This window comes from Schaedlerella arabinosiphila (assembly GCF_003885045.1).
GTDB classification, from domain to species: domain Bacteria; phylum Bacillota; class Clostridia; order Lachnospirales; family Lachnospiraceae; genus Schaedlerella; species Schaedlerella arabinosiphila.
Genome location: NZ_RHJS01000002.1, coordinates 4,899,877 through 4,918,648 on the forward strand (window position 1 = coordinate 4,899,877; position 18,772 = coordinate 4,918,648).

The following is an 18,772-nucleotide window of genomic DNA, read 5'->3' on the forward strand; positions in this document are numbered from 1 at the left end:
AAACATTTGTTACCTGCCCCAACCGGTTTATCCACGAATCTCAGCCAGCAGATCGAGAAGCGAATCAACCAGCTCATCACCGACCTCTTCTCTCATATACTTTTCGCAGACCGGGCCATAAGCATCATGCCAGCCCTTAAGTTCTTCTTCCGTGGGGATATAGACAGTCATGCCGTTTTCCTCCAATGTGGCAATTCCGCTGGCCTCCAGTTTCTCAGTAACCGCTCTTGCTTTTTTGGTAGCCTCTTCATTTGCTTCATCTATAACAGCTTTCTGATTTTCAGACAGTCCATTGTAAAACTCATCATTTATCATATAGCTCATAACCGTAGGGGTGTGATTGTCAAGAACATACCAGTCCTGTACCTCATAGGTTTTGTCAATTACAACATTCTGGATTGGATTTTCCTGACCGTCTACCACGCCGTTCTGCATAGCTACGTACATTTCAGAGGACGGCATAGGAACGGGATTCGCACTGATAGCCTCTACCATCTCCGTATAAATGGCACTTTCCGGTATACGGAATGTCAGTCCCTTTGCATCTTCTACTGTACGCAGCTCACGCCCCTTGCAGGTAAAGCTTCTCATACCGGTGCAGGAATTGCCCAGCACACGGATACCCGTGTTTTTCGCTATATCCTCTAAGATCTCTTCGGCCCAATCGCTGTCCACAACCTTGTTCGTCTCCTCAATATCGGTAAATATACCGGGCATGCCGAAGATCAGAGAACTTTCATCATAATTATTCAACTGAGAGGAATTCTGAATGGTCATCTGAACAGTCCCTGAAGCAACAGCTCCTACTGTATCCGCCTGGCTTCCCAGCGCACTTCCAGGATATAATTCCACCTTGATAGAATCACATTTAGACTCCACATACTCCTTAAAAGTCTCAGCATACATAACCTCGTCATCCACCTCACGATCCGGATTGCTGTGGGTAAAGCCTAATTTAATAGTGACAGCCTTATCTTCTGAACTGTCAGACTCTGAACTGCCGGAAGTATTCTGCTTTCCGCAAGCGGTAAGCCCAGTCAGCATCATGGCTGCAGTAAGTAACATAACCAAACTTTTCTTCTTCATAATAAATTTTCTCCTTTCAGACTTTTTCACAGGATCTAGTAAATTACTTGAATTTTGCAAGTGTCTCGTCACGGATTGTTTTAAGTGCTGCAGCATAGTTACCAAGATCATTCCCCATAATAACCATATTCACACCCTTGTCTATCAGTTTTTTTGCATTTTCATAAGTAGGAGGAACGGCAGGAGCCATAACGCCTATTTCTTTGGAGCGTGCCTTGGCGATAATTTCTTTCATAGCGACATCTGCAGGACTGTCATTGAGATCATAAAAAGAGTTTTCGCCTGAGGTATTGGACTTGCAGTTCAGAGACATAGAGAAATCTGCAGGCCCAAAATTAATTGCATCTATACCTTGAACAGACATCATTTCATCCAACTGATCTGTAAATTCAAAGTCCTCGGCCATTGGTATTACCAGTTCTGTCCGATTGGCCTCCTCATAGAACTCTACCCCGCCCAAATCAAAACCATACTGAGCCGCCCGTACATTGACATCAAAACCACGGCGCCCTATCGGAGGGAATTTCGCGCCCTTTACACAGATCTCCATCTCCTCAACCGTACGTACATGAGGAACAATCACACCCTCAGCGCCCATCTCAAGGGCTTTACGGATTTCTATCATATCAGGGCTGGTAACCCTTACCAACGGACTTATGCCTACGGACCTTGCCGCAAGAACAGCCTCGTGCAATCCCGTCGTCTCCCAGGGACAATGTTCTGCATCAATAAAAGCAAAATCAAAGCCTGCATATCCGAGAAGTTCTATAAACTGAGGGCAGCCGGAATAAATCGTCACACCAAATACGGGCCTCTCTCTCATAATTTCTTTTAAATGGTTTTCATAGATTTTGTTTTTCATTTTCACTCATTTCCTCCTTACTATTTACCAGGCCGTCCAGCCGCCGTCAATAACCAAATTTGCCCCCGTCATAAATGATGATGCCCTGGATGCAAGAAAAATAACCGCTCCATTGTATTCGTCTTCACGTGACATACGTCCCATAGGTATTCTGGAGGTAAAGTTCTGGATGAAGACCTCATCCTGTGTGTCTCTCCAAACTCCGGCGGGTGTCAGTGTATTTACCCGGATTCCTTTTTTACCCCAATAAGTTGCACAGTATCTTGTCAGATTATAAATACCGGATTTAGCGGCAGAATAGGCTACCGGCTTGATAAATGGGACGCCTGTCTGCTCTTCTTTATATGCATAAATGTCCTGAACAGGCGAAACCATGCCGTAGATCGAGCCGATATTGATGATCGAACCGCCCTTGCCGGCCTCTGCCATTCTTGCGCCGACTGCCTGAGTCATCAAGAAGGTGCCAACAAGATTTACATCCACTACTTCTCTGAAAACCTCCTCCGGAAATTTTTCAAAAGGTCCGGACACTTCGGGCGGCGCGCTGGGCTGAGTATCAATTCCGGCACAGTTAACTAATACATCCGGAACTTCTTTCCAAAGCTCCTGCAGTTCATCCAAAGCTGCTTCTATGGTATCCTTCTTATTGATATCTACCTTGATTGCCTTGAAGCGCTCCTTCTGATATTGATCAGAAGGAAAAATCCGTTCTACACGCTCCGGAGTAGGATGGGCTGTGAAAACGGCTACCTTTGCTCCCCTTTCATACAGGGCTTTCGTAAAATTTTGGCCTATCTGCCCCAGCCCCCCGGTGACAATACAAATTTTATCTGTTACATCAAACAATTCATCCCTCATAGAATTTCCTCCTTTTCGCAACGTCTTCTAGGTGGTATGATGTCCGGACGTCTGATTATATAATATCGTATGTTCTTTTTATAGTCAATATACAATTTCCACATTTGTTAGATCAGAAAATTGTGCATTATGCTAAAAATTTAATTCGTTTTCAGGAAAGATTTTGGAAAATCAAAAAGTAACAAACCTGATTTTTACCCATTTTTTTTGAATTATTTTTGTATTATGTTGCGTAAAATTTTGAAATATGATATGTTAATTACATGGAAAGCTTGATAAACGGCTGAAAAAGCTTTTGTTGATGCAGGCTTAAATAATTTGTATTTTATTTATGTTTAAATGGGAACAAATTTTAAGAGTAGGAAAATAGATCAATTATGGAAATAATCACAAAAAAATCCGCATCTCAGTTAGTATTAGAAAATCTGTGTTCCTATATTTTGGATGACGCCGTCAAGATCGGTGACCGTTTTCCCAGCGAAAAAGATTTATGCGCTATGCTGGGAGTAGGGCGGGGAACTGTTCGTGAGGCAGTAAAGATCCTGATATCACAGGGATTTTTAGAAATCAAGCCAGGTTTAGGCACCTTTATAAAGGGAAAGACCCCAATACAGACAGATTCTCTATCCGATTGGTTTGCAACCAACGAAGTGGAATTACAGGATTTAATCGTTATACGTTCAGCGCTTGAACCCCTTGCCACAAAACTTGCAATTGAAAAATGTAATGATAACCAACTGAATATGCTTAAGAAAAACCAAACTGAAGCTATGAAATCGGCTGAACACCTGGACGCTGCCGCACTGGCACAATATGACGAGGAATTTCACCGTATTATATTTCATATTACAGGCAATGCTCTGCTGATTGAAATCAACGATATCATTACTCGTCATCTGCTGCAATTTCGTCAGCATACATTTAAAATCAAATCAAATATTGATAACTTTATTCCTGCACACGACGCGATCATTAAAGCTTTCGAGACGCATGATACAGCATTAGGCGAAAAAAGGATGAAGCAGCACATAAAAAAAGTGGCAAAAGATCTTGAAAACAGTAAATTCAATTCCTAAAAGCAAAAAGAGGTGGCAGTTACTCTTGAAAGAAGGGTGACTGCTATCTTTATTTTTCTTAGATTTCACTTGATACAATATCGCTAAATCACTAAAAGAAAATCCAAAAAGAAAACGAGCAATCTTGAGGACTGCCTATCATCTTTATAAATTTTTTTCCAACGATTTTAGAAGTGCTTCCATTTCGGGCAGTAGAGAGGATAGTTTTTCAGAACAGTATCCTCCCAAACCATGTTGCGGGTTTTATTCCCGCAGAGAGGGCATAATATCCATTCTGTCTTATCCATATCAAATTATCCCAATTCCTTTTTTAGTGTTGCGATCCATTCTTCAATTGCCTGCACCAACAAAAACTGTTGATGCAAGACTGCCATACCCGTGGCAGGAATATCGGGGGCATTTTCTTTTAAATCTATGTTCTCCTCAAGATAGGATTTCAGCACATTGATATTGCTCTCAATGTGATCCAGACATTCCCTCTGCTGTTCTTTTTCCATACTTTCTAAATTAACGATAACCGCATTAAAATCCAAGAATATGTGAATCGGCTTGCAGGATATTTCGAGCATCAGTTTCTCAAATTCCTCATTTCCTGCATCTGTCAAGGAATATACCGCCTTTTCGGGCATTTTTCCCTCTTTCTCCGTGCGGCTTGTGATAAGCCCCTTTTCTTCCAACTGAATCACCTTTTTATAGATGGATGGTGTGCTGATTTTTACCCATTTTGAAATGTTGCGGTATTCCACCAGTTTCTGAATATCGTATGCACTCAAGGATTCCCGTTTCAACATTCCCAATACAATCAAGTCAATGGTCGCCATTCAAAGTCCCTCCTTTTTCTATTGACAACTACTGTAAATTATAGTAGTATAATCCCTGCAACGCAATTACTATAAATTATAGTAGTATAAATAATATTATTTTTTAAGAGAAAGGAGTTCAAAATGAACAGTCAAAGTAAAAAGATGGAGCTGCTCGGCAGTGCATCCATACCAAAAGCACTTTTAGCAATGGGCATCCCAACAATGATTGGTATGTTGGTAAATGCTTTCTACAACCTTGTTGACGCTTATTTTGTCGGCGGGTTAGGGGAAAGCCAGATGGGAGCAATCTCCGTGGTCTATCCGCTCGGACAGGTCGTTGTCGGTCTTGGTCTGCTGTTCGGAAACGGTGCCGCTTCTTACATTTCCCGATTGCTAGGTCGTGGGGATAAGGAAAATGCGGATAAAGTGGCAAGTACCGCTTTATACAGCAGCGTGTCCGTTGGGGCGGTCATCATTATCATTTCTATGGTGTTCCTGCATCCCATACTGAAGCTCTTGGGGGCAACTGACAGCATCCTCCCCTTTGCCGCCACATATGCGAGCATTTACATTGTTTCCTGCATCTTCAATGTATTCAATGTCACCATGAATAACATTGTGACAAGCGAGGGATCTGCCAAAACAACCATGTGTGCCTTGCTGACGGGTGCGGTACTCAATATTGCCTTAGACCCGCTGTTTATCTATGTGTTTGACTTAGGCGTGGCAGGAGCGGCGATCGCGACCGCAATCTCACAAGTCGTTTCAACCTGCGTATATCTGACCTATATTTTTCGGAAAAAAAGCGTATTCCATTTTCGGGTTAAGGACTGCACATATACAAAAGAAACCATGTCTGAGATTTTCAAAATCGGCATTCCAACATTGGTATTCCAGATTTTAACAAGCGTGTCCATTTCCTTAATCAACAATGCTGCTGGCGATTACGGGGATTCTGCCATTGCAGGTATGGGCGTTGTCACCCGACTTATTTCAATGGTCAGCTTGTCCGTATTCGGGTTCATCAAAGGCTTTCAGCCCATTGCAGGGTACAGTTACGGGGCGAAGAAGTTTGACCGTCTGCGTGAAGCAATCAAGACTTCCATCCTGTGGTCTACTGTTTTCTGTGTGATTTTTGGCGTGATACTGGCTCTGTTCCCTGCGGCTATCGTTTCGAGGTTTACAAAAGGGGATGCCGAGATGATTCGTATCGGGGCAGCATCTTTGAGGGCAAACGGCATTTCCATCATGCTCTTTGGATTTTATACGGTGTATTCTTCCCTGTTCCTTGCTCTGGGAAAAGGCAGAGAGGGCTTTATCCTCGGAGCTTGCAGGCAGGGGATTTGCTTTATCCCCGTTATCCTGCTTCTTCCGATTGTCTGGGGGCTAAATGGAATTATGTATGCCCAGCCGATTGCCGATGTGCTTTCCGCAGTCATAACGGTATTCATGGCGATACCACTCCACAAAAAACTGAATGAGATAGATTTTTTCACTTAACAATACCTCTGTCTTTCCATTTACCACTCATAAAACGCCCAAAAGCAAACAGCGCTGTACAGAACCATGTCAGTGCTGTTGTCCACCAAATTCCCCATTGACCTATGAAAGATATATTTGTCAATAAGAAAACAAATACAAGCCGACAAACAATTTCAATAATTCCATTCACCATTGAATAAGCGGAATCTCCTGCTCCATTCAATAGATAACGGAGTATTTGAGCTGTTCCAAGTGCAATAAAAAATATACTGGTTATATGGATACCACGTACTGCATTTTCAATAATAGTCGTATCAGATACAAAGATATTCATAATTGTTCTTCCAAAGCCCCAAAATACCAATAGTAATAACAACGAATATACCGCACATATTTTCAAAGCAGAAAATAATCCCTGTTTTATTCTGTCAGTCTTTCCCGCCCCAATATTTTGTCCTGTATAGGTTGCCATCGCTGTTCCCAATGCTGTAAAAGGTTGTTGGATTAGATTTTCTATCTGGCTTGTCGCCGTAAACGCCCCTATTACACTCGTTCCAAATCCATTGATTACCCACTGTAAAATACAGCTTGACAGATAAATAAATGAATACTGGAATCCCATCGGTATGCAAATTATCAAGATTTGTTTTGCAATAGTTCTGTCAAATTTTGACTGCTTTAACGCCATTTCAAAATAGGAATATTTTTTTACAGCATAAATGAAACATAAAATTCCTGCTATTCCCTGTGCCAGCAATGAAGCTATGGCAGTTCCTCCTACACCAGTATAGAATACCAAAACAAATATTAAATCAAAAGCGATATTTAATATGCTGCAAACTGCCAAAAAAATAATCGGTGATTTTGCGTCACCCAATGAACGCAATATACTGAATGGTATATAATAAAGAATTACTACAATCAAGCCACACATAGATATTGACATATAGTTAATAGAATCCTCCAGCAAAGAAGTTGGCGTATTCAGCAATATGAGAATTGGCCTTGTAACAACTAATGCTAGAATTGAAACAATTATGGTGCTTAATATACTGATCATCGTCCCATTTCTAATTGCGGATGCCGTCCCATCTTCATCATTTGCCCCGTAAAACTGCGAAACAACAATTCCAGAACCTATCGCAATCCCCAGACAAAGTGAAGTGAATACCATTGATATAGAGCCAGTTGCTCCTACTGATGAAAAAGCATTTGCACCTATTAAATGCCCTACAATAATTCTATCCACAAGGATAAAGGACTGCTGAAAAATTGTCCCCAACATAAGGGGAATGGCAAAACTCAAAAGCAATTCTGTAGGATTGCCCCGTGTCATATTTGTTTGTGTACTCATGTTTACCTCTCCTTTCATCTGCATTATTATAGGTCTTGTAATGAAAGAAAAGAAGGACATAAAATAGATATAACCATTTTATCCGATGAAAAAAGGGCTTTACCCTTTATGGATAAAGCCCTATAAATTAACTTTTATTATTTTACGAATCGTATCATAGGATAGATTAAATTGTTCGCAAAGCTCGTCAATACTTGTATTTTTTTGATACAGTTCCACAATATTGCTATTCCTCTGTTCATAATACTGCCTTGATCCGCTTTTACTTCCCCATGATTTCTTATTCTCTGTTGATGGAACATATAATAATTGTCCATTCACATAAGTGGATAGCTCCTTTAGAAGTTTCTTCGGAAGCACATCTGCTGCATTCAAATATTCCATAATTTCTTCCGTCCTTTACTTAATATGATTAAATAAAGTGCAGAATCAGCAGACCATGCAACTTTTACTTAACCCATACAGACCGTTGCATTCTGCTATTCTGCATGGGAAAATTCACTATCTGAACAATTTTGAATCCGAAAGTCCATTACCAAACACCTCCTTCGGTAAATCCAGTAACAAATGAAACATAAAGATTGAAGTATTGTAACATACTTTTTCTGGGAAATCAATTTTTTCTTAGCGACCGCAGCCGCTTGACACAGATTATTCCCGTTATCTTTCAAAACATCCAGCCGAAGACTAAAAAGTTAATAAGTATTTCCTTTATAGGCGTTCAGAACTGAGCGTCTATTTTTTTACCCCAACATCAGAATTTTTCTTTGAAAGCAGATTTAATGTCCCAACATCTACATATCCGTCTATCAGAGTAATTTCTTTCTTTGCTTTTTGAATTAGACTTACTATCAGACTGAACGCATCGTAAATCTGTCCATCAAAAAATACTTTTTGGCTGGATTCCTCATGTTCAGATATGTACGCAAAAACTCTCTCAAAACGCTCATCTGTTTCCGTCTGGTAATTTATCTGGCGAACCTCTATTGCATTTAACCGCTCATACAACAAAGATGTATTTGCCATATACTTCCGCATCTCCACAAAAGTGTCCATAATTCTAATGCTTACTCGAATAGCAACATCACTACGCAAAACAGCTGAAAGCATTGCTATTCCTTGTTCTGTGAATACAAATGGCAGTTTCCTACGCCCGCCATATCATCCTCCAAACTTGAAATCACAAATTGTGATTTCAAGTTTTCATATTCCTCTTTCGTCAGTTGAAATCGGAATCTTTCTGGAAACCTTGAAATGTTACGCTGTAAAGTCTTTCCCGATTAATACCTGCATTTCACAACTAATCCCAGAATAGTTTAAGCTGTTTGTAGTTTTGTTTGAGGTCATAAATTGCGGCCTCAAAGAGTTTCTCATTTCTCTGTTTCCAGTTCCAATCTTTGCAGGATGTCCTTGATGATGCCTGCATCTTGAATTAGATTGATTCCAAAACACTTTTTTCCTGCATCTTTCAAAGACGCTCCTACATGATAAGCTGTTACTCGGTCAAGAATCAAAAACCTGTCATGGAATACTTCGGTATATTTTATCTTCAAAGTCGGATACTGTGCATTGAAATTCTTAACATCGGCTTTTGTTAGCATCGTCTGTTTCTTCGTATAAATTGTAACTTCAACATCAGACTTTTTCTTTGAAAGCAGGTTCAATGTCCCAACATCCACATATCCGTCTATGAGAGTGATTTCTTTATCTGCCTTTTGAATCAAATTCACTATCAAACTGAACGCATCATAAATCTGTCCGTCAAAAAATATCTTTTGGCTGGATTCCTCATGTTCGGATATGTACTCAAATATCTGCTCTAATTTTTCGTCTGTCTGTTTCTGATATTCTAATTGCCGTAATTCTACTGTGCTGATACGTTCAAAAAGCAAAGTATTATTAGCTATAAAACGCCGCATCTCTACAAAAGATTTCATTATACTAATGCTTACTTGTATAGCTACATCACTTCGTAAAACAGCAGACAACATAGCAATTCCCTGTTCCGTAAAAACATAAGGTAAATATTTACGATGTTTCCCTCGACCATCATTTTCGTTTAAGGTCGCAAATTGCGACCTTAAAGATTCTGTTTCTTCTTCGGTTAATTGAAAACGGAATTCTTCTGGAAAACGAGCTATATTTCTTTTCACTGCTTCGTTGAGCCTTTTAGTTTCTACTTGATATAACATTGCTAAATCGCTATCTATCATAACCTGTTGATTACGAACAACAAAAATCATGCTTTTTATATCAAATTGAGTTGTTCCGGTATGTGGCTCTCGGACACTGTTATTAATCTCTACTAAAGTTTTTTGTTCCATATCTGCCATCTTTATCATCCTTTCCATTTTGAAGTACCAGATTGGAACCTCAAACTTTATGTATTAGTCCTAACCATTTCTCCTATACATTCTCTTTCTGTCAATCTTTCATCCGTATATCTTTTAATCGGTATATTTCCAGTTCTTTTATCTGCGGAATGAATTTCTTTGCCTTTTTGTAAACGTCTGCTTGAAAATTCTCTGTGATAACAACATCAACATAAGGGGCAATACTACTAATCAATACATCCATTACATCATTAGGCTTTATAGTCTTTTGAGTTTGGAGAGAAACACCAGAAAAAAGCTCTTTGAACGAGTAACTTTTGCCTTTTCAATTAGCAGACTTTTTAGCATAATTTTTGCTCCGATTAGCAGGAGAGCCCTTTTGATTAGCAAAAACCTCAATTTTCCTGCTAATCGCACATTGTTATGAGTTCAAATTCTTTTGGAAAATGAGAAACGCCGAAAACCTTGAAAAATCAATGTTTTCGGCGATGTTTTCAGCGTCGCTAAGAGGATTTGAACCTCCGGCCTACCGCTTAGGAGAAATCCTAACCGATTGAATTTACGTGTAGCCAAATCGTCTCTAATGTCCTCGGAAGCCCCTATTTTCCTGGACATTTCGTAATTTTCACCGAGAGGGAATATCCTCAAATTCCCTCTCGCATCTGCTAATATTCTGACGTGAAATTAGCAAGTTATTAGCAAATACAAGAGTTGAACTCTGTACTGGCACCAACTTATTAGCACAGGGACGCCTATTCATAAGCTGCTTTTGGCGGCTTATTTTATGTTTATTTTACCATAGGCTTCCTACTTCTACAAGAAAATTGATATACCGTTTCTACATTTATGCATCGGTACAATTCATTTCTTATAGGCTTAAATATTCTGAAAGAAACAAAGGAGATACTTATGGAGCAAATTAAGAATCATCAAACTTATCAATTAGAGCTGAAACAGATTGTGGAATTTCCACGCTGTAGAATTTACAGAGATTTCATACGGTCACTCGTCACTAACAAGGGCATCCGGACAAACGGAGGCTCTTTTCTTTTTTATTACATAGTCCTGTGCTCTTATGCAAATTACAGGTCATCCTACCGCCGTACAGAAACTATGACTTATCTTGTCGGGCCTGGAGAATGGATTTGTACTTTGGCAGATCTGCGCACATGGTTCCGGTGCCGGTTCCAGCATCAGGCAGTTTCGATCTTAGAATATCTGCAGAAGCAGAACTGCATCACATATTCTCTTCTGGAGAATAAGAAAGTCGTGAAGTTTAAGATCACAGACTGGCCGAAGGATAATACTGTACTGGAATACAATTTCCCTTGCAAGAAGGATGACGGCTTTTTCTTTTTCCCGATTGCCAAAGTCCATGAATTAATCAGCATGGGCAAGTGCTCGGAGATGGACATGCTTTTGGATATGTGGATCCATACCATCTATAACGATCCGTCTGTGCAAGGCTCCTATTCTGGTCCTGTTGTGTATTACCGCAACAACACCGGCAATCCGGTAACCAGCTTCCAGACATTAGGCGAACGCTGGAGCCATTCCAAGACAACTGTATCACGTACCTTAAAGAAATTTGAAGAAATGAATCTCATCACATTGGTTTCATTTACTGGAAAGCATGGCAGCATGATCTATCTGAATGATTACTTGTCAGTTATGTTTGATATCAGCGATGTGATGATTGACAAGGAGGAGATCGCTATGACTATGCAATTACCAATCCATGTACCAGAAAACAAGGGAGAACTTTGCGTTTCAGAAGTCGTGAAAGAAGAACAGGTCATCGTTCCAGAAAATGATCCGTGCGTTCCGAAATCGCACATGCAGTTTATCATCCAAAAAGTGGCGGAAATGCTGAAATCACAAGGGATTCCGTGCTGCAAGTGTCCCAAAACCCGCTATATATTATCTCCTTTATCCTCTGCCTGCAAGAATATAGTAAATATATATACTCTAAGTATTATCTGCCCTTACGGAAATGCAGCCTATCGGTTTGAACTGACAGTCAAGCCTGAAGAGAAGGACTATCTGGAGAGGAATCCAATTCTGAAAGAGCATGCAGATGTTGTGGAGAAGATTCTAAAGGGGGCTGAATAGGATGAAGGATACAAGCAGTATAGATGCAGGGATGCAAAGCGCAAAATGGAAAGATGCAGGTGCGAATGGTGCAGAATCGAAGAATACAGGAATGAATGGTACAGAATCGGGGAAAACAGGAATGGGGATTGCAAAGATAAATGCGAAAAAAGGTCGGGGAATAACAAAGAACGATACAGGAACTCCAAATTTAAAGAAAAGCGCCACCAGAAAGAGGGATATCAGGAATGGATTAAGTGACTGGAATCCGGAGGAGGATCCACGCTTTCATGACACTTATAAATTTCTTCGAAGATACCGGGATGCCACATATAGCCTGAAGGTAGTAGTCCACCAGATGGAGACACAATTCCTGCTAAAATATGGGACAAGTGTGGATGAATTCCTTGATTCTATCTATGCTGCAGGAGCCGATCTGTCTGGAGATGATATTGAAGAACGGGCAAAGAGTATCGAACGAAGCAACCGGATGCTGAAAATGCTGGATTCCTCTGTGGATTTGCTTAGAACCAATCACAAGCACGGAGAACAGTATTACTGGATTCTTTACTATACCTTCCTGTCTCCCCAAAAGCCGAACGGTACAAATGAGATCTTAGAGAAGCTGCGGCCACATATTTCCAATATTTCTTACCGCACCTATTACAGGAAAAGGCATAAGGCAATCGAATCGCTGAGTACCATACTTTGGGGGTATACCGCAAAAGAAACTTTAAATATTTTAAATACTTTTTTTCCTAATGATTTAATATGAGCAAACAATAACTAGCGATGATTTCTTTTTGCCTGTTACTATTAGACGTGCAGTTTAATACGATAAAACTGTCCTATTTTCATATAACAGCAACTGCAAACTACTTGCTAATCTAATTTTATTACAATTGAAAATAGGACATGTTCTGAATAAATTCTAATAATGATATTGATTTGAAAATGGGTCGGTCAGTTTTAAGAATGCAGACTTGATATGCAATAATACCTTATAGTGTTGGCCAGCACATTATAATATGTCATTTTCGGAGAATTAAATTATGCGGAAATAATATGGGAATCTTCCATCCCCGAATGGATATTCCATCTAAATATTGCTCTCTTTCCGAAAACTCGGAGCATCCAATCCAATATTTTAGAGCAGGAAATTCCGTTCCAGAGTGCATCTTTGTTTTAGGTTAACTTACTTTGCATTTGAAAAATGGGCTTTTGTAAAGGGCAGAGCCGCCCTTTACAAAAGTTGACTTCTAAATGCCCTTAATACATAAAAAGCAAATATTGGTTTGGTTAAATTTAACGGCTCTAAATCTCCGAATGTCAAATAAACCCGCTGCTTTCAAATTCTGTATTAATATTCTGTATAATATCATTAAAATCAGGTAACGGATATTGCGATTTTGACTGGTTTAATATAATCTGATTGTCAAAATTCAATACAACAAATTGCATATGTTCCACTATTTTAAATATTTTTTTATCAATATCTTTTGAGTAACAATATTGGTTTTCCAAAATCCAGTCAAGAAAACTTTCATACAAATATTTTATATCTTGTCTGTATTTTTCATACAATGCATCATTTGATTTCCTAACAAAAATATCTAATTGTGAATCAAAATTATATACATTATTAATATTGCCCAATTTAAATTTAATTGGCAAATAATATTTTGAAAAAACTTCTCGTTGTAACATTCTCTTTTCCTGTGCTCTATTTATCTTTATATTGACAAATAAAAATAGAGCACTACTAATAATAGTCACAATACTAATTATACCACTTATTATTGCTGCGCATATTGTGTCCGACATTTACGTTATCCCCTGTCTTCTTTTTATAATGATGGCACCATCTCGAGATATATCATCACTACAATTATTAAAATTACAAGTATCCTTTATGTATTTAACACAATACATTAAATCCGTATATAATTCTTTACTAGATGAACCATACAAAGAATTATCTTTTAATAAAGAAAGATAGTTTTCTATTAATGGTACTATTCTTTTATTTATCAGTATACAATCCATATGTTTACTTACAATTAAATACTTTCTATAGGCTTCAATATAGCCAATATGTTGATGAATAATTCTTTCTTCATGGAAAAGTGGTGCCCTGTCTTCCTTATGATGTACATATTTTTCCTTCAACAAAGATTCTCTTGTATATTTAAGTTTATTAATAAAAATGTCATTTGTAAAATCATTTAATTTTTTACAACATTTTGTCACAGCATTATATACTTGACTTATAATCTTCTCAAACTGATATATTCCTTTACTATCTAAAGATAAATTTTTATCCGAAAAAAGCGGTTTATCTATATCAGAAAATCTACATGCAAAAAATTCAAAATGTGTACAAACAAAATTTACATACGTTCTTCCTGCACATGTAATTCTTATTTGAATATCAGATCTTATCTTTTTTTCCTCATAAAATTGTTTAAATTCAGAAAAAAGTATATCCTTTTTAACCGTTGCAACACTATCAAAAGTTATTAAATGATTCCAAGTTTCTGATTTTCTTAATTCATACATAGACCACAAAGCATCCGCTAATAAATGTTGTGATTGCTTCCATGTAGGAGAAAGAATATTTATAAAATCTTCATAAATTTGATGTAAAGAAACCAAATCACTATCATCAGTCAAAAACTGATCAATATGCTCTGGTTGGATATTATTCAAATAGGTTAGTATTACTCTAAATGGAGTAAAATCATTTACCCAATAATCTTTCCTATTTAATCCCAAATTGTGAAAATATCTCTTTCCTTTAAAATGATTAAAAATCAAACGATATACAATACCTCTAGCACCATGTTTATCAAAACTATGGCCATAATTCATTATTTTAATTTCTTCATGAATCGCTTTCGAATTATACTTATATGTTTTTGTTAAACATGACACTGCCCGTTTATAATCATTATTGAATAGCGAAAAAATTGTACCATTAACATATGTGTCTTTACATAGTAATCGAATATTTTTAATATCATCATACAATCGTTTATTTAAATTTTTATTTTTTTCAATATATTGATATTTTTTTTCAATGATGTTTCTTTTCTTTATATCTTTTGATATATCAAAATGATCAGAAATATCATATAAACGATCTGTAAAATGGTCAGACACTTGTGTTGCAGAAGTTTCCCGCATTACAAAAATGTAAGTTATATCTTCATAAAACCCTTTAGAATTCGTTAAAATATCTGTTTCACATATATCCGGGAATATTTCACTAAAATTTTCTTCAAAAAGTGCAAATTCTCTTGTAAAATCCTCAAGAGTACTAATATCAAATACTACATCAATATTATCTAAAATCAAAAAAACATGCTCGTTAAGGCTATCTGCATATATTAAATTTAATAATGTAAAAATACACAGCAATTGGTTAGAATTAAAATCAGATAATATATCGTCTATCTCATTTTCAATATCATTATATTCAGCACCTTGTCTAATTTTAATTTCAACTAATTTAAAAAAATTCTCCCAATTTCTTTTTCCCGGTCTTTTAAAAATTTCAAAACTTTTTGGTAAAAGCTTATATATCTTATACAATTTTTCAAAGCACTCTATATTTTTTGTTATTAACAAATCAGAAATAAAATATTTTAATTCCCTATTTAATTTTTCTTCAACAGGTTTTTCTACTTGATTAATTCCTACTTCAAAATTAATATATCTACTAATCCCTTTTAAAGTATCGTGAATAAATTCAACATATTTTTCAGGGAATTCCAGATCTTCTTCTTTCATTTTATCAGATATAAATGCATGTATTTTCTCCATGCTTTCTAAGTATAAATCGGGAATTTCCTTAATATATTTTTCATCATACGAATTTAAAGAAATCTCTTCTTGTTGACTTAGTTCGAAGCTTGGCAACTGAACACGATTATCTATGATTGCTTGTAATATTTTTGAGAATGTTGTTTTACCGCATCCTCTATAGCCAGTAATAAATACTGTGTTCATTGCTGAATCTAAAGATACATTTGCTATTCTAGCCATTCTTTCATATATTTTATTTGAAATAACCATAAAAGTTTCAAAAAAGCACTTTTCGTTATCCTTCGTATTATTCCCCATCCGAGAATTGCCTAATTTTGAATATGGATTACAAATCAAATAATGAGTAGCATTCATATTTTTCATATTTCTCTCCAAATACTCACATGCCATTTTCTTTCTCCTTAGTATAAAATTTTGAATTCCTTATAATCTATTTCGCTACAACTATCTGTAAGCGACACTCCTGACTCGTTAGTAACTCATATTAGAACTTGGGTTATTCTACTCGTTTATAATTATATTCTCGTCAGTATTAAAATAATAGTAAATGAGTAAATTTTTTGTCTATTCTGTATGTTGGAAGTATACCGATTTGTACATTTTCCACAAACATTATGGACATATGTTATGAAGCTGGTCTAAATCTGCTCATTTATAGTTTATTTGTATCTTTTTCCTATTTTACATTAACTATACAATTTTTTCTAGCTTATAAAAACTAAACACATCATATCCGCTGCTTTTTGCAACACATTATAAAAAAAATCTTAAATTCTACCAAATACCGTCAGTTTTTGGTGCTTTGATTGTCTTTATATATATAGCGATGTAAAAAAGGATGTGTAAACATGGACTGGATACAGGAATTAACACAAAAGGAATCTTTATGCTGTTCTCTGATTGCCTTCTTAGACGAGCATGGATTTTCCGGGTTAGAAAAGGCCCTACAACTTTATTCAAAAGCCCAGGCAGAGTATATATGCAAAACGAAGGCTGCCGTTACCAGAATTAAAATGGATGATATCTACTACCTGGAAATACAAACGCATACCATCACAATCCACACAGGATATGAGACCTATCAAAAATATGGCTCCCTGGCAGATGAATTGAAATTCCTGGCACCATATGGATTTATCAGATGCCGGCAAAACTGCCTTGTCTCTTTTGAAAAAATCCAAAGCATTTGCGACAACACTATTTATTTGACCAATCATATCCAGCTTCACATGAGCCAGCGTTATGCACCGAAGGTTCTGGCAGCTTTTGCACGCAGCCGTGTTTTAAGATAAAACACACTTTTTATGCTGGTTTTGGTACAAATTGCAGGCCTATTTTATGAAATATTTAGAATTGGCACGGAATTGACATTTAATGGCACAGTTCTGCGATTGAAGCGTATATCTGCATATGTTAAAATGGTATTGGTTAAAGTTTTCTCTTTTCACAGCACCTTTACAGGGTGCTGTTTTTTTACTTTAGCACACGGAAGCGACTGTCAATCAACGACAGCCTTACGTAATTGTACCCCGTAAACCGATGATTGACCGCAGGCTGATACATAGGCTGTACGTACACCATGCATACCATTATTAAAAATTAGTACAATACGAGCGCAACCCGTATACTGTACATACATCATATGTATATGATGCGTACATAGCACGTACAGCTTATGTAAAGACTGTCAATCCACGTAACAAAGGAGAACGTCATGAAATCAAGGAACCAAATTTACAGAGGGGAAGGTGAGCGTCTTCTAAAACTCATTACCACCTACCATGCGCTGCAGTACGAACAGGTACTGCAGTTTTTTATTCGTAACAGGAATTCTATGAAATCCCTGATTACAAGCCTGATCAAGCAGGGGCGTATCTACTATGACCAGGACAGAGACCTCCTATGCGACAGCCCGGAAGCTTCTGAGTCCCCAGATTATGGCATGATTGCCGCTGTCTGGGTTCTTCTGGACTTCAAAGAGGCTGTTGTCTATCATACCAGCGGAGACTTTCCGGTAAAACTCCATTTTTTCTCGCAAAATGAAGCTTATGAGGTCATCTATGTCGGTTTAGAGCAGGAAATTCTGATCAGCCATGTCCTGAATGGCCTTCCTACAGATGACACAAACCGGCTGGTCATACTGGAATCCGAACAGCAGGCTTCCCGTCTTTCTCTTGACGGGGTAACCGCTTACTGTCTGGTAAGTCCAGATGGAACTGTAAACTATTATCAAAAACAACAGAAATGAGGTATTGTATGGACTCTATAACAATCTATCAGAGACTTCATAGTATCGAAAATGAAGTTGACAAACTCAGTAACACTATTTTTGCCCTGAAAAACACCGACCTGGAAAAACATGGGGCAAATTATGAGAAACTAAGCACAGATGCCGCCCTTTGTGCAGAGCGGATCGCCTGCCGCTTAAGGAATCTCATACGGATTACGGATCTTACCGGAAAATCCGCTTATATGAAGGAAGCTGTAAACGCCCTAGGAATACAGGTTTCCTATGGAGATGGCATCCTTTCTGTCACATTGCCGGGACTATTTCCCAAAAGGAGAATCCGAAGCAGTACGGCATTTTTACATGATCCACTGCACTATGCATTAAAGGAATTTTTTACAAATCATGATGTGGCTCCTTTTAAAGAATGCGTCATCTGCTTCTGTCTGGTCTACGACCGGGAACTTCCACAGCACCGGATTAAGGACTACGATAACATGGAACTCAAACTGATTTTGGATGTCATTTCATCTTATGCGCTGTTTGATGACAGCGGATTGTATTGCGACGCCCACCATACTACGGAACTGGGAGAAACCGACCAGACAATCATCTATATCATGGAAAAAGATAAGTTTCCCGACTGGCTTGGGAACCGCATGAAAGCGAAAAATACCTTATCCGAAAATATGTGATTTTCCCATTTTTTGTGCCGATAACGGTAAATTTACCGGAAAGCCTGCATTTTTCCGCATTTTGCTTCCAAGAGAAA

General features: G+C 37.8%; 20 protein-coding genes. 7 read left to right on the forward strand and 13 right to left on the reverse strand.

All coding sequences use genetic code 11. The features are described 5' to 3' along the window. Positions 1–27: 27 nt before the first annotated feature. From EBB54_RS23145 to EBB54_RS23155, 3 genes are read right to left on the reverse strand one after another with little or no spacing between them, the layout of a single operon-like run. Entirely contained in the window at positions 28–1,086 is a 1,059-nt protein-coding gene (locus tag EBB54_RS23145) for a TRAP transporter substrate-binding protein (protein WP_162307187.1), read from the reverse strand. A 43-nt stretch (positions 1,087–1,129) separates the two neighbouring features. Continuing rightward, on the reverse strand, positions 1,130–1,948 hold the full coding sequence (locus EBB54_RS23150; protein ID WP_243127900.1) for an HpcH/HpaI aldolase family protein: 819 nt from the start codon (positions 1,946–1,948) through the stop codon (positions 1,130–1,132). Positions 1,949–1,972: 24 nt separating this feature from the next. Continuing rightward, positions 1,973–2,806, reverse strand: a complete 834-nt coding sequence (locus EBB54_RS23155) for an SDR family oxidoreductase (RefSeq protein ID WP_125129160.1) — start codon at positions 2,804–2,806, stop codon at positions 1,973–1,975. A 377-nt stretch (positions 2,807–3,183) separates the two neighbouring features. On the opposite strand from EBB54_RS23155, the gene EBB54_RS23160 reads away from it, so the two are divergent. Continuing rightward, positions 3,184–3,882: a FadR/GntR family transcriptional regulator gene (locus tag EBB54_RS23160; protein WP_125129161.1), complete on the forward strand. Its 699-nt coding sequence runs from the start codon at positions 3,184–3,186 to the stop codon at positions 3,880–3,882. A 167-nt stretch (positions 3,883–4,049) separates the two neighbouring features. Here the strand turns inward: EBB54_RS23160 and EBB54_RS23165 are convergent, their stop codons facing one another. Beyond that, positions 4,050–4,169, reverse strand: coding sequence for a cysteine-rich KTR domain-containing protein (locus EBB54_RS23165; RefSeq protein WP_125129162.1), 120 nt, complete (start codon positions 4,167–4,169; stop codon positions 4,050–4,052). Positions 4,170–4,175: 6 nt separating this feature from the next. Then, a complete protein-coding gene (locus tag EBB54_RS23170) occupies positions 4,176–4,703 on the reverse strand; it encodes a PadR family transcriptional regulator (protein WP_125129163.1) in 528 nt (175 codons plus the stop codon). 123 nt (positions 4,704–4,826) lie between these two features. Here EBB54_RS23170 and EBB54_RS23175 point away from each other — a divergent pair, with 123 nt between their 5' ends. Continuing rightward, positions 4,827–6,185 carry an MATE family efflux transporter gene (locus EBB54_RS23175; protein ID WP_125129164.1) on the forward strand — a complete coding sequence of 453 codons (1,359 nt, stop codon included), beginning with the start codon at positions 4,827–4,829 and terminating at the stop codon, positions 6,183–6,185. Here the strand turns inward: EBB54_RS23175 and EBB54_RS23180 are convergent. From EBB54_RS23180 to EBB54_RS30430, 6 genes are all read right to left on the reverse strand, one after another. After that, positions 6,178–7,521, reverse strand: coding sequence for an MATE family efflux transporter (locus EBB54_RS23180; RefSeq protein WP_125129165.1), 1,344 nt, complete (start codon positions 7,519–7,521; stop codon positions 6,178–6,180). The two genes, EBB54_RS23175 and EBB54_RS23180, sit on opposite strands and share 8 nt — an antisense overlap. A 120-nt stretch (positions 7,522–7,641) precedes the next feature. Continuing rightward, positions 7,642–7,905, reverse strand: coding sequence for a helix-turn-helix domain-containing protein (locus EBB54_RS23185; protein ID WP_125129166.1), 264 nt, complete (start codon positions 7,903–7,905; stop codon positions 7,642–7,644). A 351-nt stretch (positions 7,906–8,256) separates the two neighbouring features. Beyond that, positions 8,257–8,547 carry a hypothetical protein gene (locus EBB54_RS31990; protein WP_330554585.1) on the reverse strand — a complete coding sequence of 97 codons (291 nt, stop codon included), beginning with the start codon at positions 8,545–8,547 and terminating at the stop codon, positions 8,257–8,259. A gap of 86 nt (positions 8,548–8,633) precedes the next feature. After that, positions 8,634–8,777 (reverse strand): ORF6N domain-containing protein, encoded by a 144-nt coding sequence (locus tag EBB54_RS32330; RefSeq protein WP_334295305.1) that lies wholly within the window; start codon positions 8,775–8,777, stop codon positions 8,634–8,636. A 114-nt stretch (positions 8,778–8,891) separates the two neighbouring features. After that, complete coding sequence (locus EBB54_RS23195) at positions 8,892–9,854, reverse strand: ORF6N domain-containing protein (RefSeq protein ID WP_125129167.1); 963 nt, start codon at positions 9,852–9,854, stop codon at positions 8,892–8,894. A 91-nt stretch (positions 9,855–9,945) separates the two neighbouring features. Continuing rightward, on the reverse strand, positions 9,946–10,098 hold the full coding sequence (locus EBB54_RS30430; RefSeq protein WP_162307188.1) for a hypothetical protein: 153 nt from the start codon (positions 10,096–10,098) through the stop codon (positions 9,946–9,948). 665 nt (positions 10,099–10,763) lie between these two features. Between EBB54_RS30430 and EBB54_RS23200 the strand changes: the two genes are divergently transcribed. Together EBB54_RS23200 and EBB54_RS23205 are read left to right on the forward strand one after the other, a co-directional pair. Next, complete coding sequence (locus EBB54_RS23200) at positions 10,764–11,966, forward strand: MarR family transcriptional regulator (protein ID WP_243127782.1); 1,203 nt, start codon at positions 10,764–10,766, stop codon at positions 11,964–11,966. Between the two features lie 220 nt (positions 11,967–12,186). Continuing rightward, positions 12,187–12,720 (forward strand): hypothetical protein, encoded by a 534-nt coding sequence (locus tag EBB54_RS23205; RefSeq protein ID WP_125130978.1) that lies wholly within the window; start codon positions 12,187–12,189, stop codon positions 12,718–12,720. A 554-nt stretch (positions 12,721–13,274) separates the two neighbouring features. On the opposite strand, the gene EBB54_RS23210 is transcribed toward EBB54_RS23205, so the two are convergent. After that, complete coding sequence (locus tag EBB54_RS23210; protein WP_125129168.1) at positions 13,275–13,769, reverse strand: hypothetical protein; 495 nt, start codon at positions 13,767–13,769, stop codon at positions 13,275–13,277. Beyond that, positions 13,770–16,163: a hypothetical protein gene (locus EBB54_RS23215; protein ID WP_125129169.1), complete on the reverse strand. Its 2,394-nt coding sequence runs from the start codon at positions 16,161–16,163 to the stop codon at positions 13,770–13,772. 458 nt (positions 16,164–16,621) lie between these two features. Here EBB54_RS23215 and EBB54_RS23220 point away from each other — a divergent pair, with 458 nt between their 5' ends. From EBB54_RS23220 to EBB54_RS23230, 3 genes are all read left to right on the forward strand, one after another. After that, positions 16,622–17,065: a LytR/AlgR family response regulator transcription factor gene (locus EBB54_RS23220; RefSeq protein WP_125129170.1), complete on the forward strand. Its 444-nt coding sequence runs from the start codon at positions 16,622–16,624 to the stop codon at positions 17,063–17,065. Between the two features lie 422 nt (positions 17,066–17,487). Beyond that, positions 17,488–18,021, forward strand: a complete 534-nt coding sequence (locus EBB54_RS23225) for a DUF5697 family protein (protein WP_125129171.1) — start codon at positions 17,488–17,490, stop codon at positions 18,019–18,021. 8 nt (positions 18,022–18,029) lie between these two features. Further along, a complete protein-coding gene (locus tag EBB54_RS23230; protein ID WP_125129172.1) occupies positions 18,030–18,695 on the forward strand; it encodes a DUF6100 family protein in 666 nt (221 codons plus the stop codon). Positions 18,696–18,772 lie beyond the last annotated feature (77 nt).

Excerpts from the sequence above, each read along its gene's own strand:
- EBB54_RS23145 (WP_162307187.1), bottom strand. The coding sequence starts at position 1,086 with ATGAAGAAGAAAAGTTTGGTTATGTTACTTACTGCAGCCATGATGCTG.
- EBB54_RS23150 (WP_243127900.1), bottom strand. The coding sequence starts at position 1,948 with ATGAAAAACAAAATCTATGAAAACCATTTAAAAGAAATTATGAGAGAG.
- EBB54_RS23155 (WP_125129160.1), bottom strand. The coding sequence starts at position 2,806 with ATGAGGGATGAATTGTTTGATGTAACAGATAAAATTTGTATTGTCACC.
- EBB54_RS23160 (WP_125129161.1), top strand. The coding sequence starts at position 3,184 with ATGGAAATAATCACAAAAAAATCCGCATCTCAGTTAGTATTAGAAAAT.
- EBB54_RS23165 (WP_125129162.1), bottom strand. The coding sequence starts at position 4,169 with ATGGATAAGACAGAATGGATATTATGCCCTCTCTGCGGGAATAAAACC.
- EBB54_RS23170 (WP_125129163.1), bottom strand. The coding sequence starts at position 4,703 with ATGGCGACCATTGACTTGATTGTATTGGGAATGTTGAAACGGGAATCC.
- EBB54_RS23175 (WP_125129164.1), top strand. The coding sequence starts at position 4,827 with ATGAACAGTCAAAGTAAAAAGATGGAGCTGCTCGGCAGTGCATCCATA.
- EBB54_RS23180 (WP_125129165.1), bottom strand. The coding sequence starts at position 7,521 with ATGAGTACACAAACAAATATGACACGGGGCAATCCTACAGAATTGCTT.
- EBB54_RS23185 (WP_125129166.1), bottom strand. The coding sequence starts at position 7,905 with ATGGAATATTTGAATGCAGCAGATGTGCTTCCGAAGAAACTTCTAAAG.
- EBB54_RS31990 (WP_330554585.1), bottom strand. The coding sequence starts at position 8,547 with ATGGCAAATACATCTTTGTTGTATGAGCGGTTAAATGCAATAGAGGTT.
- EBB54_RS23195 (WP_125129167.1), bottom strand. The coding sequence starts at position 9,854 with ATGGCAGATATGGAACAAAAAACTTTAGTAGAGATTAATAACAGTGTC.
- EBB54_RS30430 (WP_162307188.1), bottom strand. The coding sequence starts at position 10,098 with ATGGATGTATTGATTAGTAGTATTGCCCCTTATGTTGATGTTGTTATC.
- EBB54_RS23200 (WP_243127782.1), top strand. The coding sequence starts at position 10,764 with ATGGAGCAAATTAAGAATCATCAAACTTATCAATTAGAGCTGAAACAG.
- EBB54_RS23210 (WP_125129168.1), bottom strand. The coding sequence starts at position 13,769 with ATGTCGGACACAATATGCGCAGCAATAATAAGTGGTATAATTAGTATT.
- EBB54_RS23215 (WP_125129169.1), bottom strand. The coding sequence starts at position 16,163 with ATGGCATGTGAGTATTTGGAGAGAAATATGAAAAATATGAATGCTACT.
- EBB54_RS23220 (WP_125129170.1), top strand. The coding sequence starts at position 16,622 with ATGGACTGGATACAGGAATTAACACAAAAGGAATCTTTATGCTGTTCT.
- EBB54_RS23225 (WP_125129171.1), top strand. The coding sequence starts at position 17,488 with ATGAAATCAAGGAACCAAATTTACAGAGGGGAAGGTGAGCGTCTTCTA.
- EBB54_RS23230 (WP_125129172.1), top strand. The coding sequence starts at position 18,030 with ATGGACTCTATAACAATCTATCAGAGACTTCATAGTATCGAAAATGAA.